The sequence below is a fragment of the Paratractidigestivibacter sp. genome (genome assembly GCF_963660155.1).
Classification (GTDB): Bacteria; Actinomycetota; Coriobacteriia; order Coriobacteriales; family Atopobiaceae; genus Paratractidigestivibacter.
Map to the genome: position 1 here is coordinate 46460 of NZ_CAVKWG010000006.1, position 18793 is coordinate 65252.

An 18793-nucleotide genomic window follows, 5' to 3' on the forward strand; every position below is an offset into this window, starting at 1 on the left:
AATCTGCAGCCATTCAGCTGCGGTTCAACGGCCATGGGAACCTTAAGGTTCAAGGCCGAAGCAGTCCTGTCGTGCATACTGCTCATAGTCTCGCAATGGTTGGGGATCCTGACCGGATGTGCGCCAGAGGCTCAAACCGCCTTTGCGACGAGTATCGGCGACGTCGTGGATGTTGTTACAACCTCAGGCAGCTTGGGCAGCAGCATCTATATCCACGTCGATTCAACTAATAGCCGGCCGATCGTTTGCCTTGAGCGGGGCATCGACCGAGGCGACGGAACCGCTTACGTTAAGGACCTCCTGAACCAGACAACCCGACGTGTCGAAGGCGGCGAAATTTTTGAGATCACCTGGAGCCAGCAGGCAGTAACCGAGGCGGCGTTGATTTATGACTATGCCTACGAAAGGTTCAATGGAGACGCCGCCTACATAGTGGCCCAAAGTTACGTATGGGCATACCAACTCGCAGGCCTCAATCTCGATGGAATGGCATCGAAACTCGATTACGTGCATAGGGACTATCGCCACCTGTGTGCTGAAATCGCTTCCTACGTGCGAGAAAAAAGCGCCTCGAAGATCGGGTATGGGTATCTTTATTCAAAAACCAACGGCGACCAACAGCTCGCCTATTTCTGGTCCGAGGAGCTCACGGGCGGCCTGGAGCTCCACAAGAGCTCCTCGAACGCGCAGGTCAGCGCTAACAACGGCTGTTATTCGCTCGAAGGCGCGGAATACGGCCTGTATTCGGATGAGGGCTGCAAGAACCTCGTGATCACGCTGCGTTGCGACCGCAACGGCAACGCCAAGGCAGAGGGCATCATCCGCGGCTCCTATTTCCTGCGAGAGGACAAGGCCGCACCGGGCTTTGCCCGCGACACCGAGGTGCGCCCCGTGGAGGTTCCCGCAGGTACAGTAAAGTCCGTCGACGTGAGCGACGTGCCCCAGACCTGCACGGTGGAGGTGGCCGTCAAAAAAACGGACGCCGAGAGCGGCAAGGCCGAGCCTAAGGGCGCGGCGACCCTGGCCAACGCCGAGTTCCGCGTCGACTACTACGCCGGCGACTACGGGCTCGACAACCTTCCCGAGAACCCGTCCCAAACTTATACGGTCACGACCGGCGACGACGGCACGGGCAGGCTCGGCCGCGAGCTTCCGCTCGGCTGCGTGGTTATCCGAGAGACCAAGGCGCCTACGGGCTATGTGCTCGACCCGACGCCACGCCTCGTCAAGATCACGGCCGCCGGCGAGACCGCGAAGGTGGAGACCTACAACGCGCCCACGGTGGGCAACCGCGTGATCCGCGCGAACCTCTCGTTCGTCAAGGCCGACGAGGACACCCAGCGCCGCATGGCGAACGTCGCCTTTAGGCTCACCTCCAAGACGACCGGCGAGAGCCACGTGCTCGTCACCGACGAGAACGGCTGCTTCGACTCCGCCGAGCCCGCCCATTCGAGCAACACCAATGCGGCCGACGCGGCTTTGTCATCCGACGGCAAGACCGTCGACTCCTCCAAACTCGTCGTGTGCGGCACCTGGTTCGGCGGCGGCGCGCCAAACGACTCGGTCGGCGCCCTCCCCTACGACACCTACGAACTCCAGGAGCTCCGCTGCAAGGCAAACGAGGGGCACCGCCTCGTGAGCACAACGCTCACCATCTCGCGCGACGGGAAGACCTACCATCTCGGCACGTTCGACGACAAGGAGCCTGCCATCGCCACCACCTTGGCCTACGCGGACGGCGAGAAGGTCTGCCCCGCGGCCGAGGTCGAGCTCACCGATACCGTGCGCTACGAGGGACTCGAGCGCGGCCACGCTTACCGCCTGGTCGGCGAGCTCCACGACTTCGATGAGAACGGTCGCGACCTAGGCGTCGTCGCCAAGGCGCAGATCGAGTTCACGCCTCAGCTCGCTGTCGGGGACCAAAAGGTCACCTTCACGGTCGACGCGAGCAAGCTCGGCGGCCACCGCCTCGTCGCCTATGAGAGCGTCTACGACGGCGACGACCTGCTGAGCGAGCACGCCGACGCGACGGACGAGGCGCAGACCGTCCGGATCCCCAAAATCTCGACCGAGCTCTCTGGCAACGCGGGCCACGAGGCGGACGCGACCGCCGAGACCATCACCTTGACAGATGCCGTGACCTACACGAACCTGGAGCCCGGCCGAACCTACACCGTCCGAGGAACCCTCCACCTCAAGGGCGAGGACGGCTCCGACGAGGGCGTCGCGCTCGACGACGCCGGCGAGCCGATCGTCGCCGAGTCCGAGTTCACGCCCGAGAAGGGCTGCGGCACCGTTGAGCTGACCTTTACGTTCACAGGCGCCCATCTTGTCGGCCGCGACGTGGTCGCTTTCGAGGAGGTCTCAAAAGAGCAGGTCACCTATGCTGTTCACGCCGATATCGAGGATAAGTCCCAGACCGTCGACTTCCCGGCCCTCGCCACCACGGCAACGGGCACCCAGACGGCCGACCACGACATAGCCGCCGCTGCCGACCAGAAGGTCGTCGACACCGTGGCCATCACGAATGTCCAGGCAGGCGCCGAGTATGAGCTCCGCGGAAGCCTGCACCTGGTCGGTGAGGACGGAAGCGACGAGGGCGTCGTAGCAAAGAAGTCCCTCTCGTTTACCGCCGAGGCCGCCGATACCGAGGTTGAGCTCGAGTTCACAGTGGACGCGACCAAGCTCGCCGGACGCACCCTCGTCGCCTTCGAGGAGCTTTACCGGGCAGGCGCCCGCGTCGGCTCACACGCCGACCTCAACGATGAAGCCCAGAGCATCCACGTCCCGGTCATCGAGACGACCCTCACCGACTACGCCGGCGCCAAGGAGCTGGTGGTCGCGGGCGACCCTTGCCCCGTCACGCTCACGGATACCGTGGCTTTTAGGAATCTCCTGCCGGGCAAGACCTACCAGCTCAAGGGAGCGCTCCACCTAAAGGGGGCGGATGGCACGGACGCGGGCGTCCTCACGACAACCGACGGCAAGGCGGTCGAGGCAGAGGCCGAGTTCACGCCAGAGTCCGCCGACGGCGAGGCGAAGGTGACCTTCGAGCTCGACGCCGCGAAGCTCGCCGGCAAGACCGTCGTCGCTTTTGAGGAGCTCTATGCGGGCGAGGCGAAGCTCGCCGACCACGCCGACATCGCCGATGCGGCCCAGGCCTTCTTCTTTAAGGAGAACCCGCCTGTCGAGACTCCTCCGGCTGAGGAGCCCCCTGCTCAGACCCCGCCCGCGGGCACGGTCCCCAAGACGGGCGACTCCGCGCTACCGGTCTTTGTCTGCACGGCCCTCGGCGGGCTTCTCGCCTTCTGTGCCCTGGCCATCGTCCACGCCGGCTCCATGCGAGCGGAGGACGAGTAGCGGGTATTGAATTCAAGCACTATTGACTAGCTTTGTCTATTGAAATTGACAGGCAGATTGGTACACTGATGCCCAAGGCAAAACAGCTCCCTAAGAAGATCCGCAAAGCGGCAAAACAACAAGGCGTAAGCTTCAGAAAGGCCCGGAGCTGGTCAAACCACGACATCTGGCACCTTGACGACACGGTTATCCCTATTCCAAGGCACACGGAGATCCTTGAGATAACCGCCGAGGAGATTTGCAAAGAATACGAGCGTGTATTGGGAAAGGACTGGTGGACCAAGTGAGCCGATACAAGGTCATAGCAACCCCAGACGAGGGATACTGGTGCCTCAAGGTTCCGTCGATCGAGCGGGCCACCCAGGCGCGGTCCATCGCGGAGATCGCGCCCATGGCGAAGGACCTCATCGAGATAATGACGCAGGACCCGCGCATCGAGATCGACGTGGACTACGACTTGCCGGCAGAGGTCGCCGAAGCCGTGGAGCTTAAGCGCAGGGCCGCGGAGCTCGAGCAACTCGCCCAAGGAAAGCAAAAGGCGGCGGCCATGGCGCTCAGGGACAAAGGCCTGACGCTGCGCGACATCGGCAAGCTGCTCGACATCAGCCACCAACGAGCCCACCAACTCATAAAGGCGCAGTAAGAAACGGCCGGGAGAAGCGTATTCTCCCGGCCGTTTTATTTGCGGGCGGCCCGTGCCTGTCACCAATGGCAGGCACGGCATGAGCGGGTGCGCTACCGCATCGTCGGAACGCCGGTGCTAAATTGGCATGCCAACCGCTTTGCCTCGGCGTAATTCACCTTCGACAAAAACGCCGCTTACTTGAGCCCCATGTTGCGCATCATGTTGGCCATGGCGCGGCGGTTCTTCTTGCCGGCCTTGCCGCCCATGTTCTCGGTCATGCCGCGCATCTTGGACATCATCTTGTTCATCTCGCTCCACTGCTTGATAAGCTGGTTGACCTCCTGCACCGAGCGGCCGGAGCCAGCGGCGATGCGCTTTCTGCGCTGGCCGTTGATGATCTTGGGCCTCGCGCGCTCTTCCTTGGTCATGGAGCGGATGATGGCCTCGATGCGCGCCATCTGCGAGTCGTCGACGTTGGCGGCGGGGTTCTGCGCCATGGCGCGCTCCATGCCGGGGATCATGCCGATGATCTTCTGCAGGCCGCCCATCTTGCGGATCTGCTGCATCTGCGAGAGCAGGTCGTCCATGGTGAAGCCCTCGCGCAGCATGCGCTCGGCGTCGGCGGCCTGCTGGTCGTCGGCGAGCTTCTGGGCCTGCTCGATGATGCCGACCACGTCACCCATGCCGAGAATTCGCTTGGCCATGCGGTCGGGGTGGAAGACCTCGAGGGAGTCGGGCTTCTCGCCCATCGAGACGAACTTGATCGGCTTGCCGGTGACCTCGCGGACCGAGAGCGCGCCGCCGCCGCGGGCGTCGCCGTCGAGCTTGGACATGATGACGCCGTCGAAGTCCACACGCTCGGCGAAGGTCTGGACGACGTTGACGATGTCCTGGCCGGTCATGGAGTCGACGACCATAAGAATCTGGTCGGGGCGCACGGCCCGCTTGATGGCCACGGCCTCCCGCATCATCTCCTCGTCGATCTGCAGGCGGCCGGCGGTGTCCACGATAACGATGTCGTTCAGGTGGTCGACGGCGTCGCGGACGGACTCGGTGGCCACGGCCACAGCATCCTTGCCGTCGCCGCGGTAGACGCGCACGCCGATCTCGGCGCCGAGGGTCTCGAGCTGGTCGGCGGCGGCCGGTCGGTGCGTGTCGCAGGCGGCCAGAAGCGGGCTGTGGCCCTGGGACTTGAGCAGGTAGGCGAGCTTGGCCGACGCAGTCGTCTTGCCGGAGCCCTGCAGGCCCACCATCATGATCACGTTGGGCGTGCGGTTCTGCGCGAAGACGAGCTTGCTTTCGGTGGAGCCGAGCAGCTGGGTGAGCTCGTCGAGCACGATGCGCACGACGTTTTGCGACGGATTCAGGGACTCCAAGGTCTCGGCCGTCATGCACTTCTCTTTGCAGCGGGCGACGAAGCCCTTGACCACGCGGAAGTTGACGTCGGCCTCGAGCAGCGCCATGCGGATCTCGCGCATGGCGAGGTTGATGTCGTCCTCGGTGAGCCGGCCCTTGCCGCGCAGCTTGTCGAAGGTGTCCTGGAGACGGTCGGAAAGCGAGCTGAACACTGCCATGTGCTACATCCCTTCGCCCACGAGCGCGCGACAGAACTCGAGCGCGTCGAAGGATTGGAGGTCGTCGATGGACTCGCCCACACCGATGCGGTAGATGGGGAGCTGGAGCTGGTTGGATATGGCCAGGGCGATGCCGCCCTTGGCGGTGCCGTCGAGCTTGGTCACGATCAAACCGTCAAGGTCGAGGGCGTCGTTGAACTCCTTGGCCTGGTTGAGGCCGTTTTGCCCCGTCGTGGCGTCGACCACGAGCACGACCGTCACCGGCACCTCGCAGCGCTTGCGGGTAACGTTGACCACCTTGGCGAGCTCGCGCATGAGGTCGGCTGAGGTATGGAGGCGCCCGGCCGTGTCGATGAGGGTGAGGTCGCAGCCGCGGCGCTCAGCCTCCTCAACGACGTCGTAGCAGACGCTCGCCGGGTCGGCCCCGCGCTCACGCGTGATCACGTCGACGCCCGCGCGCTCGCCCCAGACCTGGAGCTGCTCGATGGCCGCTGCGCGGAAGGTGTCGGCGCCGCCGATGACGACGCGCCTGCCCTCGCCCTTGGCGCGGCCGGCGAGCTTGCCCACCGTGGTCGTCTTGCCGGCTCCGTTGATGCCGACGAAGAGCACGCAGGAAGGGCAATCGGTAAAAGGGTCACGACCGGTCGCGGCGAACTCGGAGGCCAGGCGCTCTGCAAGGGCGCTCTTGAGCTGCCCCGCGCGCGTGAGGTTCTTCTTTGCCGCGAGGTCGCGCAGGTCGTCGGTCACGCGCATGGCGACCTCGCCGCCCATATCGGCCATGACGAGCGAGTCCTCGAGGTCCTCCCAGAAGTCCTCATCGACCTCGCCGCCCATGTAGAAGACCTCATTCAAGGCCTCGCGCGAGCGCTCGAGGCCGCGCTTCAGGCTATCGAGAAATCCCATTATGCATCAACCACCTTTCCGGTTGTTTTGTCGAGCCTCTGCGAGACCACGCGGCTCACGCCGTCGGCCTGCATGCTCACGCCGTACAGGACGTCGGCCTGCTCCATCGTGCGCCTCTGGTGAGAGATGACGATAAGCTGGGTCGACTCCTTGAGCGCCTCGATCGCGTCGAGGAGCTTGGAGAGGTTCGAGTCGTCGAGCGCAGCCTCGACCTCGTCGAACACGTAGAAGGGCACCGTGCGTACCTTGTAGACCGCGAAGAGCAGGGCGAGCGCCGTGAGCGACTTCTCGCCGCCGCTCATGAGCATCATCTTGGTGAGGCGCTTGCCGCGCGGCTGGGCGACGACCTCGATGCCGGTCTCCGCGAGGTTCTCGGGGTCGGTCATCTCGATGTGCGCCTGGCCACCCGGGAAGAGCAGTGAGAAGATCTCGGAGAAGTTCTGGTTCACCTTGTCGAAGACGACGAGGAACTGGTTCTTCATCTTGCGGTCGATGGCCGCGTTGATCTTCTTGAGCGAGGAGCGCGCGCGCTCGAGGTCGGCAACCTGCTCGCCGATGTAGTCGGCGCGATCCTTGAGCCGCAGGTACTCGTCCATGGCGACCTCGTTGACGGGGCCGATGCCCTCGATCTGCGACTTCAGGCCGGCGACTTCGCGCTCGGCGGCGTCGCGATCGTCGGGAGCGGGAACGTGCAGCGCCTCGTCGAGAACGGCACCCGTGGCGGTGATGGCGCTGATGGCGCCCTCCACCTGCACCTCGAGACGGCCCATGTCGATCTTGGCCTCGTTGACGGAGCCCTTGGCGCGCTCGAGCTCGGACGCGGCCGCGGACACGGCCTCCTTGGCCTCGCCGATGGTCTTCTTGAGGGAATCGGAGTCCGCCTCGGCGAGGCTCGCGCGGTCCTTCAGGCGCGCGGCCCAGCCGAGGGCACGGGAGCGGACGGCGTCGTAGCGGTCGTGGAGAGGGTCCACGCGCAGGCGAACGATGCCGAGGGCGCGCGACGAGTCCTCGGTGGCCTTGATGCGGCGCTCGAGGTCCTCAACGTGGCGGGCGCAGTCGCGCTCGCGCGACGAGATGTTTCCGCGGCGCTCGGTGGCCATGGCGAGCTCCAGGCGGGCGTCGGAGAGCTCGCGGTTCGCCTTGCCGGAGGATCGCTGCGCCTGCTCGAGGGCGTCGTTTTTCTCCTTAAGCTCGCGTGCGACCTCGTCGGCAAGGGCGTTGGCCTGCTTGGCGGCCGCGCGGTGCTGCTCGATGTGGCGACGTGCATCGGCGGCCTTCTGCTGCGCGGCCTCGCGGCGGTGCGTGACCTGTGCGCGCTCCGAGAGGGCGCCGGCATGCTGGCTCTCCAAGCGCCCGCGCTCGGAGGCGACGGAGGTGAGCTCGCCCTGAAGGCGCGCGACCTCGCCCTTTGCGTGCGCGTGCTTGTCGCGGGCATCGGCGAGCGTCGCCTCGAGGGCGGCCACCGATTCCCCCGCCTCGGTGAGCGCGTCGCGGAGCCGCGGGGCCTCTTCGGCGAGCGCGCGGATTCGGCGCTTGCGCTCAAGGGCGCCGGACTCGTTCGTGGGGGCACTGCCGACGTGGACGCGACCGTCGGGCATCACGACCACGCCGCCCCGCGTAACGTAGGTGAAGGCCGGCGCCTTCTCGTGCGCCGCCACGGCCTCACCGGCGGAGCCGACCAGCCGCACGTCTCCGAGAAGGGCCTCGAGCAGCTCGCGGGCCTCCTCGACCACGCGCAGCCTGCCGAGCAGCGGCTCCCCGGGCGCGTCGGGGCCGTCGCTGGCGGCATGTTTGGCGACGCGCGCCACGATGGTCGCGCGCCCCCCGACGCCCTCAAGCGCGCAGGCCTCACCCGCGACAGCCCCCGCGGCGTCGGCGTCCGCGACGACGAGCGCGGCGAGGTCGTCGCCCAAAAACTGCTCGATCAGGCCCTCCACCTCGGCGTCGGCGTCGATGAGGTCGGCCAGTCGGCACTCGACCCGGTCCTTGGCGAAAGCGCCCTCGGCCAGCTTGGCGGCAAGAGGGCTCGCCTTCTCGACCTCGGCGTCGACCGAGCGCAGGGCCTGCAGCGTGGCCTCAGCCGACGAGAGCACGCCCCGGGCGTCCTTCTCGTCGCGACGCGCGGCCTGCAGGTCGTTGTTGCCGGAGTTGATCTGTTCGGCCAGGCTCGCCACCTCGGCGCGCGCGTCCTCGAGCTCCGCCTTCAGGCGCTCCTCGCGCTCGGCGCGCTCGGTCATGGCCTCCTCGGAGTTGGCGATGGTCTCGGCGAGCTGCGCCAGGCGGTCTGCGAACATCTCGTCCTCGACCTCGGAGTTGCCGATTTGGTCCTCGAGCTTGGCGTAGGCGAGCGTCTCGCGGTCGGCCTCGGCACGGGCCGAGCGCTCCTGGGACGCGAGGCGAGAGACCTCGGCCTCCAAATCCTTGCGGGCGCGGGCGGCCTCGCGGGACTTCTCCTGCAGCGCATCGACGCTCGCCCTCAGGTCGCGCTCTCGCACCATCAGGTCGGAGAGCTCGCCGGCCAGCCGCTCGTGCTCGGCCGCGGCCTCGCCGCGCTGCTTGCCCATAGCGGAGAGCTGGGTGCGCATCTCGGAGAGGCGCGACACCATGTTCTTGCCCTTCTCCTCCAGAAGGCGCATGTCGGAGTCCATGCGGCCGAGGATGTCCTGCATGCGGCGGCGCTGCTCGCCGAGGTCGCCGACGAAGAGGCCCTTCTGCTCGAGCAGGCTCTGGAGCTTCTCGAGCTCGGCGGACTTCTCGTCGTGGCGGTACTGGGCGAGCTCGACGGCCGCCTCGGCCTCGTGCCCGCGGGTGGCCAGGCGGTTGTACTCCTCCTGAAGGCGCCGCAGGTCGTCGACGGCGAGCTGCACGGTAAGCTCCTGCAGGCGTTCAGAGAGGTCATGGGCGCGCTTGGCCTTGTCGACCTGGCGCTCGAGCGGCTTCAGTTGGCGCGCGATCTCGCGAGAGACGACCTTGGCGCGGGCGAGGTTCTCGTCCATGCTCTTGAGCTTGCGTATGGAGCGCTCCTTGCGCCGGCGGTGCTTGGAGATGTCGGCCGCCTCCTCGATGAGGCTGCGGCGCTCCTCCGGGCGGCTGGAGAGAACCGAGTCGAGCTTGCCCTGGCTGATGATGGAATGCGTGTCCTTGCCGAGTCCCGAGTCGTGCAGGATGTCCTGGACGTCTCGCAGGCGCGACGGCGAGTTGTTGATGAGGTACTCCGACTCGCCGGAGCGATACATGCGCCTCGTGACCGCGACCTCGGAGAAATCGATGGGCAGCATGTGGTCGGAGTTGTCGAGCACGAGCGTGACCTCTGCGAGACCCACGGCCCCGCGAGCCGAGGAGCCCGAGAAGATGACGTCTTCCATGGCCTGCCCGCGCAGCATCTTGGCGCTCTGCTCGCCGAGCACCCACAAAATAGCGTCCGACACGTTCGACTTGCCGGAGCCGTTCGGGCCCACGACCACGTTGAGGCCGGGATCGAAGGCCATCTGGGTCTTGTCCGCGAAGGACTTGAAACCCTTGAGTGTGAGCGACTTCAGGTACAAGCGGGTGCCTTTCGGGTGTGCGTTGGGACGGCGCGGGCGTCGGCGTTAGTTGGTCATGCCCTCACCCTCGAACTCGCCTTTTTCGGCGTACCCGAGGTTGACGAGAGCGTCCGCGGCGGCGGCGGACTCGGAGGTTTTCTTAGACGGACCCTGACCGCGACCGATGCGGCGGCCCTCCACCATAGCCACGGACGTGAATGTCGGCGTATGGGCCGGGCCCTCCTCGCCCACGAGCTTATAGGTGGGCCCACAGTGCATCTCGCGCTGCGTGACCTCCTGAAGTTTTGACTTGGCGCTGATGGGCTTCTTGGCGAGGTCGGCCGATGCGTGCGGGCCCAGTGTGCGCTCGACGAAGGCGTGCGTGGCGTCGTAGCCGGCGTCGAGGTAGAGGGCCCCGACGACAGCCTCGTAGACGTTCTCGAGCGCCGAGTGCATTCCGCGGGCGCCCGTGCCCTTCTCGGATTCGCCCATCACAATGAGCTCGGCGAAGCCGAGGCCGTCCGCCACGGTCGAGAGCATGTTACCCGAGACGAGCGCAATCTTGAGCTGTGAGAGCTGCCCCTCGTCCATGGACGGGAAACGGTTGTAGACGTCGGTGGCTACGATGGCGCCGAGGACCGAGTCGCCCAGGAACTCCAGGCGCTCATACGAAAGCTTGGTGCGGGCGCCCTCCACCGCGGACGGGTGGGTGAGCGCTCGCTCCATGAGCGACTTGTCCGAAAAGACGTGGCCGCAGATCTCCTCGGCCGCGGCCACGCGCCTCTTCATCTTCAAAAAACGTCCCCTTCAGCTCTACTGGGCGTTCTCGATGGCGTCGACGACCTGGCCGATGGTGGCAATCTTCTCGACGGCCTCGTCGTCCATGGTGAGCTCGAACTCGTCCTCGAGAGCGGTCACGAGCTCGAGGAGGTCAAAGGAGTCGGCGCCGAGGTCCTTCAGGTTGGTGCTCTCGTCGAGCTCCACGGAGTCCTCGATGTCGAGAGTGTCGTTGACGATGTCGATGACCTTGGACAGAATCTGGGAGCGGTCCATGGTTCCTCCTTGTTCGCACCCGGCGCGCGCCGGGAGGTCGGTTTGCTACACGGCTTCGATTCTACCCTTATAGGGCGGGCCGGCGCAGCGTTAGGACAGGCGGGCGCAGGCGTCGGCGATTTTGGCGGGAAGATCGGCGCGGGCGGCAGAGGCGCAGTGCAGGATACCCATCTTGACCGCCTCGGCGCTCGTGGCGCCGTGCCCCTTTACCACGGGCGCCTTGAGGCCGAGAAGCACCGCGCCGCCGTACTCGTGGCCCGAGAGCTCGCCGGCGAGCGACTTCAGCGCCTTCTTGAGAAGGGCGAGGCCAAGCTTGTTGAGGAAGGACTCCCCCATCGCAGCCTTGAGGCGCCCCAACACGAACTTGCCCGTGCCCTCGATGGACTTGAGCGCAACGTTGCCGGTGAAGCCGTCGGCCACGATGACGTCGAAGCCGCCGCCCAAGATGTCGGTGCCCTCGGCGTTGCCGGCAAAGCCGCAATCCGCCTCGGCGAGGGCCGCGTGGTACGCGAGGGCCATCTCCGAGCCCTTGGTCTCCTCGGAGCCGTTGCACAGAAGCCCCACGCGGGCGTTCTCGACGCCGGCGGCAACGCTCGCGTAGGCGCGCCCCATATGGGCGAACTGGACCATAACCTCGGGCTTGACATCGGCGTTCGCGCCCATGTCGAGAAAGATCGTCTTGTGATCGCCAGGGCCGGGGAAAGGCAGCGCGAGCGCCGGGCGCTTCACGCCCTTGATGCGGCCGATGCCGAAGGTGGCCGCGGCGAGGACGGCACCCGTGGAGCCGGCCGAGAAAAGGCCGTCGGCGTCGCCCGCGCGCACGGCGGCGGCGGCGCGCACGATGCTCGCGTCCTTCTTCTGGCGCACGGCGGCGGCGGGGTGCTCCGACATCGAGATGAACTCGGTGCAGACAAGGGCGCTCGCGCGCTCGTTTGCGGCCGCGAAAGGCTCGACGACGTCGGCCGCGCCGGCGACGAGGACCTTGAGCTCGGGGTCGGCGGCCAGCGCCGCCGCCACGCCCTCCAAAACGACGGAGGGCTCCTTGTCGGAACCCATGACATCGACGCAGATGGTGGTCATAGAAACTCCATAAAACGACTGGTTAATCAACTTTTTTAGTATACGGCAGCGCAGGCCCTGCTCACACAAAAAGGGCCGCCCATGGGCGACCCCTTCGCAACCGCTTTATTGAGCGAGGCTCAAGCTACTCGGTGACAACGACCTCGCGGTCCTTGTAGTAGCCGCAGTTCGGGCACACGTGGTGCGGGAGCTTGGGAGCGCCGCACTGCGGGCACACGGAACGCGGGGCGACCGTGAGCTTGCTGTTCGCCGAACGACGGGTGTGGGTGGCGCCGCGGCCCTTCTTTTGCTTGGGTACTGCCATGATGAACCTCTCAGACTTCTCTTCCAACGCCGGGGACAGCTTCCGCTTTTGACCCGACGGTCTTACGCCAAAAAATCATGCGTTATTTATACTACCACGTTCCGGCGCAAAAGGCACGTTTCAGCATTTCTACACGACATCGCGAGAAATCGCGCCTACTCGGAGCCGCCGGCAGACTCGACACAATCGCTCTCGTCGTCTTCATCGTCGAACTTGAGACCGGCGAGCGCGGCGAAGGGGTTGGCCGGGCGGCGGCTCTCCTCGATCTGGGCGGCGTGGCCGCAGTCGTGCTCGTTGAGGTTCTCGCCACAGACCGGGCAAAGGCCCAGGCAGTCCTCCTTGCAAAGCACGATGAACGGCGTCTCCATGATGAGGGCCGAGACGATGGCCTCACCCAAATCAATGGTATCGTCCTCGCCGACGAGGGCGAAATCGACCTCGTCGTCATCGTCGCCGATCTCCTCGGGCTCCTCGAAGAGGTAGTACTCGTCGACCTCGCCGGCGATGTCGAACTCGGCGTCCTCGAGGCAACGGTCGCAGGTACCCTTGACGTGGCAGCGAATCATGCCCGTGGCCAGGATACCCTCGCCCGCGTTGGTAAGCGCGAGGTCGTAGTCAATGCCGGAGGTCAGCTCGAAGGTGTGCTCGCCCAGCACGTAGCCGGTCTCGACGAGATGGCCCTTGACAGGCAGCGTGTCGCCGGGGTTGCCCAGGCGCTCATCGATCTGGAAAATAAGGGGTTGCATCGAAGCACCTCGTTACCAGGGCACGTTGTTGCTCTTGTTGCGGGCACCGGAATTCTCGTCGAGGGTCTGTCGCACGCGGGTGACGGAGCCGGTGAGGCTCTTGAGGTTCTCCTCGAGATGGGCGAGGACCGTGTCTGCGTACTCCTCGGCATTGAAGCGGGTGTCGCGCTCGTACTGGGAGGCCTGGTCGCGGATGGCGTCGGCCTGCTGCTGGGCGAGGCGAACGACCTCCTGGTCGCCGGCGAGAATCATCGCCTGCTGCTGAGCATCGGCAATGATGGACGCGGCCTGCTGCTGGGCGCGGTCGAGCGTCTCCTGCTCCTCCTTGACGATGCGACGCGCATCGGTAAACTCCTGCGGGAAGACGCGGCGAATCTCGTCCAGGATCTCATAGATGTCCTGGGCTTCGACGATCTTCTTCTGGCCGCCGCCGGTAAAGGGCGACTTGGCCTCGCTTACGATCTGCTCGAGCTCGTCTATGAGGGTCTCGATTTCCTCACCCGGCTGCATCCAGGTCTCCTTTCGAAAGAACGTCGGCGATTTTTAGCGCGCCGTCGCATCACAAACACTCAGAATCTAATCTATGGTAGCAGATAAGCGATGAGCGGTTTACTTTTAGGAAGGTGAGCCGAATCGTTCCATCAAACGCCGGTTCACGTTGGGCGGGACAAGCGACGAGACGTCGCAGCCCATCGACGAGATCTCGCGCACGATCGACGAGCTCACGTAGCCGTACTCGGGGCTCGACATGACAAAGATGCTCTCGAGCTCGGGCGCGAGATGGCTGTTGAGGTCGGCCTGCTGCATCTCGTACTCGAAGTCGGTCATGGCGCGCAGGCCCTTGACGACGCCGCCGGCACCGTGGACGCGGCAGAACTCGACGAGAAGGCCGGAAAACGGCTCGACTGCGACGTCCTCGCAGCCCTCGGCGACCAAGGCCTCGCGGATCATCTGCGTGCGCTGATCGAGACTGAAGGTGGGACCGCTCCCCCGCTTGCCTACCGAGGCGGCCACGGCCACCGTCACGCGGGGAAAGAGTCTGCGGGCACGGAGGATGACGTCCATGTGGCCGAGCGTGACCGGGTCGAAGGTACCGGGGACAACAACGTGATCTACCTGCGATTTATTCATTAGGCTCATCTTCTTCGGTTTCGTTTTGGGAGGCGGGGCCACCTGCGTCGTCGGGCGCCCGCAGCACCATGAGGTCGACGGTGGTGACGCCTTGGTTCTTGGATTTCTGGAGCTCGAGCGCGCCGCCGGCGATGCCCGCGGCCTTGCTCGCGTGTTCATAGACGACGATTGCGCCGGGCCTCACCTGGCCCGTGGCGATAAGCGCATCGACGAGGGCGCGCACGCGGTCGGCGGCAACGGCGTAGGGCGGGTCGAGGAAGACGACGCCGAAAGGCCCTCCGGGAACGCGCCCCTGCTCAGCGAGGGCGACGGCGTCGCCTGCGACAACCCGCCACTCGCAGGGATCGGCGCGCAGGCTCTTCTCGGCGGTACGGCGTATGCGCGAGACTGCGCCGCGGTCCAGGTCGATGAAGGTGGCCGAGGCGGCCCCGCGGCTCACGAGCTCGAAGCCCATGGCGCCCGAGCCCGCGAAGGCGTCGAGCACGGCCATGCCGGAAAGGTCGAGGCCGGCGGCCGAGAGGATCATCGACGCGAAGCGCTCGCGGTTGCGGTCGGTCGTGGGGCGGGTCGTGCCGCGTCCCTGCGGGGCCTCGACGGCGAGCCCGCGCCATTTGCCTCCGACGATTCTCATGAGCGCTCCAGTTCCTCGAAATAGATGTCGTAACGGTCGCGGACCTCGTGGGCGAGCAGGCGGTGCTCGGGGCCATGCAGGCCCGGGTCGGCGCCGGCGATGGCGCGGGCGTCGGCGTGGGCGAGCTCCACAAGGTCGGCATCGGCCTCGAGGTCGCAGATGCGCAGCGTGACGCCTCCCGACTGACGATACCCCAAGACCTCGCCCTCGTGGCGAAGTTTCAGGTCGAGCTCGGCTAGGCGAAGGCCGTCGCTCGTGGCCTCGAGAGCGGCCAGGCGCTCTCGCGCGGGCGTTCCCTTCTTTGCGGCGCAGGAAAGATACACCGTGCCCGAGACGTCGCCGCGGCCCACGCGCCCGCGCAGCTGGTGAAGGGTGGCCAGGCCGAAGCGATCGGCATCGAGCACGACCATGGCCGTGGCGTTGGGCACATCGACGCCGACCTCCACAACCGTCGTGGCCACGAGGACCTGCGTGGCGCCCGAGCGGAACCGCTCCATGGCCGCGTCCTTCTCGTCTGCGCGCATCTTGCCCGTGAGCAAGTCGCACTCGATGCCGGGGAGCACGGATCGGCGCAGCTGAGCCAACGTGGAGACGGCCGAGCGCAGCGACTTGGAGGTCGAGGTCACGGACTCCGGCACGTCCTCGAGCCCGGCGCCGTCGTCCTCGTCGTCGACCAAAGGACAGATCACATAGGCCTGCTGGCCCGCGGCGACGGCTTCGCGCACGGCGCCCCAGGCAAGGTCGAGGTTATCGGGCGAGACGACCTTGGTCGTAATGCCCGCGCCCGCGCGCGGGCGGTGCGCGATGCGCGAGAGGTCGACGTCGCCATAGACCGAAAGGGCGAGCGTTCGCGGGATGGGCGTGGCCGACATGGCGAGCAGGTCGGCGCCAGGGCCCTTCTTGCGAAGGGCTGCGCGCTGGCTCACGCCGAAGCGGTGCTGCTCGTCGATGACCACGAGCGAGAGGCGGGCGAACTCGAGCCTTTCGGACAGAAGCGCCGTCGTCCCGAAGAAGACCGTGGCCTCCCCGCTCACAGCGGCGGCCTCGGTGGCGGCGCGCTCTTCGGGCGCGTCGGCACCCGTCACGAGGCGCCAGCGGATGCCCGCGGCGTCGAGCAAGGGGCCGATCTTCTCGGCGTACTGGCGCGCGAGGACCGAGGTCGGCGCCATCATGGCGGCCTGGGTGCCGGTATCGGCGCAGGCGGCGAGGGCGACCGCCGCCACGGCCGTCTTGCCCGTGCCCACATCGCCGAGAAGCAAGCGGTTCATGACGCGGGGCGAGGCCATGTCGGCCAAGGTCTCATCGGCGGCGGCGCGCTGCTCATCGGTCAGCGAGAATGGCATGGCGGCAAGAAGCGCGTCCATGTGCGGGCCCAGCACCTCGTGCTCCACGGCTGTCGCGCCCGCGAGCTCAAGGTCGCGGCGCGAGAGCAGCGTGAGCTGAAGGCAGAGCAGCTCATCGTAGGCGAGGCGCCGCCGGGCGCGCTCGGAGGCGGCCACGCTCGACGGGAAGTGAACCTCCCGCAGCGCGCGGCCAAGAGCGGGAAGCCTCCGCTCGGCCACGAGGCCCGCGGGCAAAAAATCGCACACATCACCGCAGTCGCTCAGCGCCGTGCTCACTATGCGGCGCATCCACGGCACGCTTATGCCCTCGGACACGGCATAGACGGGCAGAACGCGCGCGTAGCCCATGTCGCCGTCGCCGTCCACGACCTCATAGAACGGGGCTTTCATCTGCTTGAAGCCATAGGCGAACGTCACTTTGCCCGAGAGCGCGACCACGTCGCCTTTGCGCACCTGCTCGGCGATCCACGGCTGCTTGAAGAACGTGGCCTCGACGACGCCCGTGTCGTCGATGACGAAGAGGTTCACGATCTGCATGCGCGGGCGCGGGAACTTAAGCTCGACCTTGTCCACGGTGCCCATGACGGTCACCTCGGCTCCCACGTCGGCGAAGGCCACCTTGGTCACGCGGGAGAAATCGAGGTAGCGGCGCGGCACGTGGCCTAGAAGGTCGCGAACCCGCGTGAGGCCCAGGCGCCGCAGCGCGTCGGCGCGGGCTCCCTTCACGTAACGCAGCCGCTCGACAGAATCGGAGAGGGCGCAGGTACGCTGCACCCTCTCCGAAGCGATGGCTATGCTGGGACGCTCGGCCACGAGCCGCGTGACCCTTTGTTACTCGATGGCGAAGACGACCGGGTAGAGCGGCTGCTCGCCGCGGTGCGCGTCGACCTCAAGGTCAGGCTGGGCCTCCTCAATGGCGGACACGAGGTCCTCGAAGGCCACGTCGTCCATGTCGGCGCCGGCAAGGATGGTGAGCGAGTCGCCCTCCTCCTCTTCCTGCATCTTGTTGATGAGGTCGAGCGCGACCTGCTTGACGTCGTTGCCCACGACGTCGATGGAGTCGTCCTGGATACCCATGACGTCGCCGTCGTGGATGGGGCTGCCGTCGGCCGCCTGGGAGTCGCGCACGGCAGTGGTGACCTCGCCCCCGCGAACGTCGGCGATGGCGTCGCGCATGGCCTCGGCATTGTCCTCGAGGCCGGCCTCGGGGTCGACGACGAACATGGCCGAGAAGGCCTGCAGCACGGTCTTGGTGGCGACGACGGCGACCTTGCAGGTCTGGCAAGCGGAAGCCGCGGCCTCGGAGGCCATGCGAATGTTGCCGTTGTTGGGCAAGACGATCACGTTGTCGGCGTTGGCGACCTCGATGGCCTCGAGGATGTCGGCCGTGGACGGGTTCATGGTCTGGCCGCCCGAGACGACGACGTCGACGCCGAGGGACTTCAGGATAGACTCCTGGCCCGAGCCCGCGGCCACGGCGACGAAGCCGAGCTCCTTGCGCGGCGCCTTCTCTGCGGCTTTCTTGTCCTCGGCGATTTTAGCGGTGCGGTCTGCGGCCTCGAGGTCCATGTTGTGGATAAAGACCTCGAAGATCTGGCCGTATCCGAGCATGTACTCGAGCACGCGGTTGGGCTCGTTGGAGTGCACGTGGACCTTGTAGTCGGGGTAGGAGCCGACGACGAGCTCGCAGTCGCCCAGTGTAGCGAGGTGGGCGAGGGCCTCGTCGGGGTCAAACTCCTTCTCGGCGTGGAAGAGGAACTCGTTGCAGTAACGGAACTCCGAGCCTTCCCAGTCGTCGTTGAGCTCGATCTGGACCTTGGCGGAGACGTCGGACTTGGCGCCCTCGGTGGTGACGGTCGGGTCGAAGTCGGAGAGCTCGCCGGCCTTGCCGGTGGCGGCGTTGACGAAAGCCTCGAAGAAAGTAGCGAAGCCGTAGGCGCCGGAGTCGACGACGCCGTTCTCCTTGAGGACGGGGAGCAGGTCGGGGGTGCGGGCCACGGACTCGTAGGCCTCGACCACGAGGGCGTCGAGCATCTCGGAGGTGGTGATCTTTGTCTTCTCGAGCTTGTCGGCGCGTGCCGAGACGTCCTTGAGGACGGTGAGGATGGTGCCCTCGACCGGCTTGCGGACGGCCTTGAAGGCCACCTTCACGCCGCGGCGCCACGCGCGGGCGATGTCTACGGGAGTGGGGTTCTCCTGGTCCTTGGCCTCACAGAGGCCCTCGGCGATACCGCGCAGGATCTGCGAGGTGATGACGCCGGAGTTGCCGCGCGCGCCCATAAGCGAGCCATGGGTGATGGCCTTGGCGATGTCCTCGATGGAGGCGTCGGCGGGAAGGGCCTGGACCTCCTTGACAACGGTGCCCAGGGTAAGGGACATGTTGGTGCCGGTGTCGCCATCGGGGACCGGGAAGACGTTGAGTTTGTTGACGTCCTCGGCCTTGTCGGCGAGGGCCTTGGCGGCCACGGGGAAGCAGGTGCGGATGACGTTGGCGATCATCTTTGGAAACCTCGGTTCGT

General features: G+C 66.2%; 15 protein-coding genes. 2 read left to right on the top strand and 13 right to left on the bottom strand.

The window, feature by feature from the left end:
* The first annotated feature begins 486 nt into the window (after nucleotides 1–486).
* Both U5709_RS00535 and U5709_RS00540 read left to right on the top strand, forming a co-directional pair.
* Entirely contained in the window at nucleotides 487–3360 is a 2874-nt protein-coding gene (locus U5709_RS00535; protein WP_321972528.1) for a VaFE repeat-containing surface-anchored protein, read from the top strand.
* 283 nt (nucleotides 3361–3643) lie between these two features.
* Nucleotides 3644–4003, top strand: a complete 360-nt coding sequence (locus U5709_RS00540) for a hypothetical protein (protein ID WP_321972529.1) — start codon at nucleotides 3644–3646, stop codon at nucleotides 4001–4003.
* A 176-nt stretch (nucleotides 4004–4179) separates the two neighbouring features.
* Here the strand turns inward: U5709_RS00540 and ffh are convergent, their stop codons facing one another.
* From ffh to U5709_RS00605, 13 genes are all read right to left on the bottom strand, one after another.
* Nucleotides 4180–5553, bottom strand: coding sequence for a signal recognition particle protein (gene ffh / locus U5709_RS00545; RefSeq protein ID WP_321972541.1), 1374 nt, complete (start codon nucleotides 5551–5553; stop codon nucleotides 4180–4182).
* 9 nt (nucleotides 5554–5562) lie between these two features.
* Nucleotides 5563–6462 carry a signal recognition particle-docking protein FtsY gene (ftsY, locus tag U5709_RS00550; protein WP_321972085.1) on the bottom strand — a complete coding sequence of 300 codons (900 nt, stop codon included), beginning with the start codon at nucleotides 6460–6462 and terminating at the stop codon, nucleotides 5563–5565.
* The gene (gene smc, locus U5709_RS00555; protein ID WP_321972086.1) at nucleotides 6462–10007 is read right to left on the bottom strand and encodes a chromosome segregation protein SMC; all 3546 of its coding nucleotides are present in this window, start codon (nucleotides 10005–10007) and stop codon (nucleotides 6462–6464) included. Before smc ends, ftsY begins: the two co-directional genes overlap by 1 nt.
* Nucleotides 10008–10052: 45 nt before the next feature.
* Entirely contained in the window at nucleotides 10053–10781 is a 729-nt protein-coding gene (gene rnc, locus U5709_RS00560; protein ID WP_321972087.1) for a ribonuclease III, read from the bottom strand.
* Nucleotides 10782–10799: 18 nt separating this feature from the next.
* Nucleotides 10800–11039 (bottom strand): acyl carrier protein, encoded by a 240-nt coding sequence (locus tag U5709_RS00565; protein WP_321972088.1) that lies wholly within the window; start codon nucleotides 11037–11039, stop codon nucleotides 10800–10802.
* A 90-nt stretch (nucleotides 11040–11129) separates the two neighbouring features.
* The gene (gene plsX / locus U5709_RS00570) at nucleotides 11130–12119 is read right to left on the bottom strand and encodes a phosphate acyltransferase PlsX (RefSeq protein WP_321972089.1); all 990 of its coding nucleotides are present in this window, start codon (nucleotides 12117–12119) and stop codon (nucleotides 11130–11132) included.
* Nucleotides 12120–12243: 124 nt separating this feature from the next.
* On the bottom strand, nucleotides 12244–12423 hold the full coding sequence (gene rpmF, locus U5709_RS00575; RefSeq protein ID WP_321972090.1) for a 50S ribosomal protein L32: 180 nt from the start codon (nucleotides 12421–12423) through the stop codon (nucleotides 12244–12246).
* 155 nt (nucleotides 12424–12578) lie between these two features.
* Complete coding sequence (locus U5709_RS00580; RefSeq protein WP_321972091.1) at nucleotides 12579–13169, bottom strand: DUF177 domain-containing protein; 591 nt, start codon at nucleotides 13167–13169, stop codon at nucleotides 12579–12581.
* Between the two features lie 12 nt (nucleotides 13170–13181).
* A complete protein-coding gene (locus U5709_RS00585) occupies nucleotides 13182–13679 on the bottom strand; it encodes an ATPase (protein WP_321972092.1) in 498 nt (165 codons plus the stop codon).
* Between the two features lie 105 nt (nucleotides 13680–13784).
* A complete protein-coding gene (coaD, locus tag U5709_RS00590; RefSeq protein WP_321972093.1) occupies nucleotides 13785–14300 on the bottom strand; it encodes a pantetheine-phosphate adenylyltransferase in 516 nt (171 codons plus the stop codon).
* Complete coding sequence (locus U5709_RS00595; protein WP_321972094.1) at nucleotides 14293–14931, bottom strand: RsmD family RNA methyltransferase; 639 nt, start codon at nucleotides 14929–14931, stop codon at nucleotides 14293–14295. Before U5709_RS00595 ends, coaD begins: the two co-directional genes overlap by 8 nt.
* On the bottom strand, nucleotides 14928–17087 hold the full coding sequence (locus tag U5709_RS00600) for an ATP-dependent DNA helicase RecG (RefSeq protein WP_321972530.1): 2160 nt from the start codon (nucleotides 17085–17087) through the stop codon (nucleotides 14928–14930). Before U5709_RS00600 ends, U5709_RS00595 begins: the two co-directional genes overlap by 4 nt.
* Before the next feature lie 18 nt (nucleotides 17088–17105).
* Nucleotides 17106–18773: a DAK2 domain-containing protein gene (locus tag U5709_RS00605; RefSeq protein ID WP_321972096.1), complete on the bottom strand. Its 1668-nt coding sequence runs from the start codon at nucleotides 18771–18773 to the stop codon at nucleotides 17106–17108.
* Nucleotides 18774–18793: the final 20 nt, after the last annotated feature.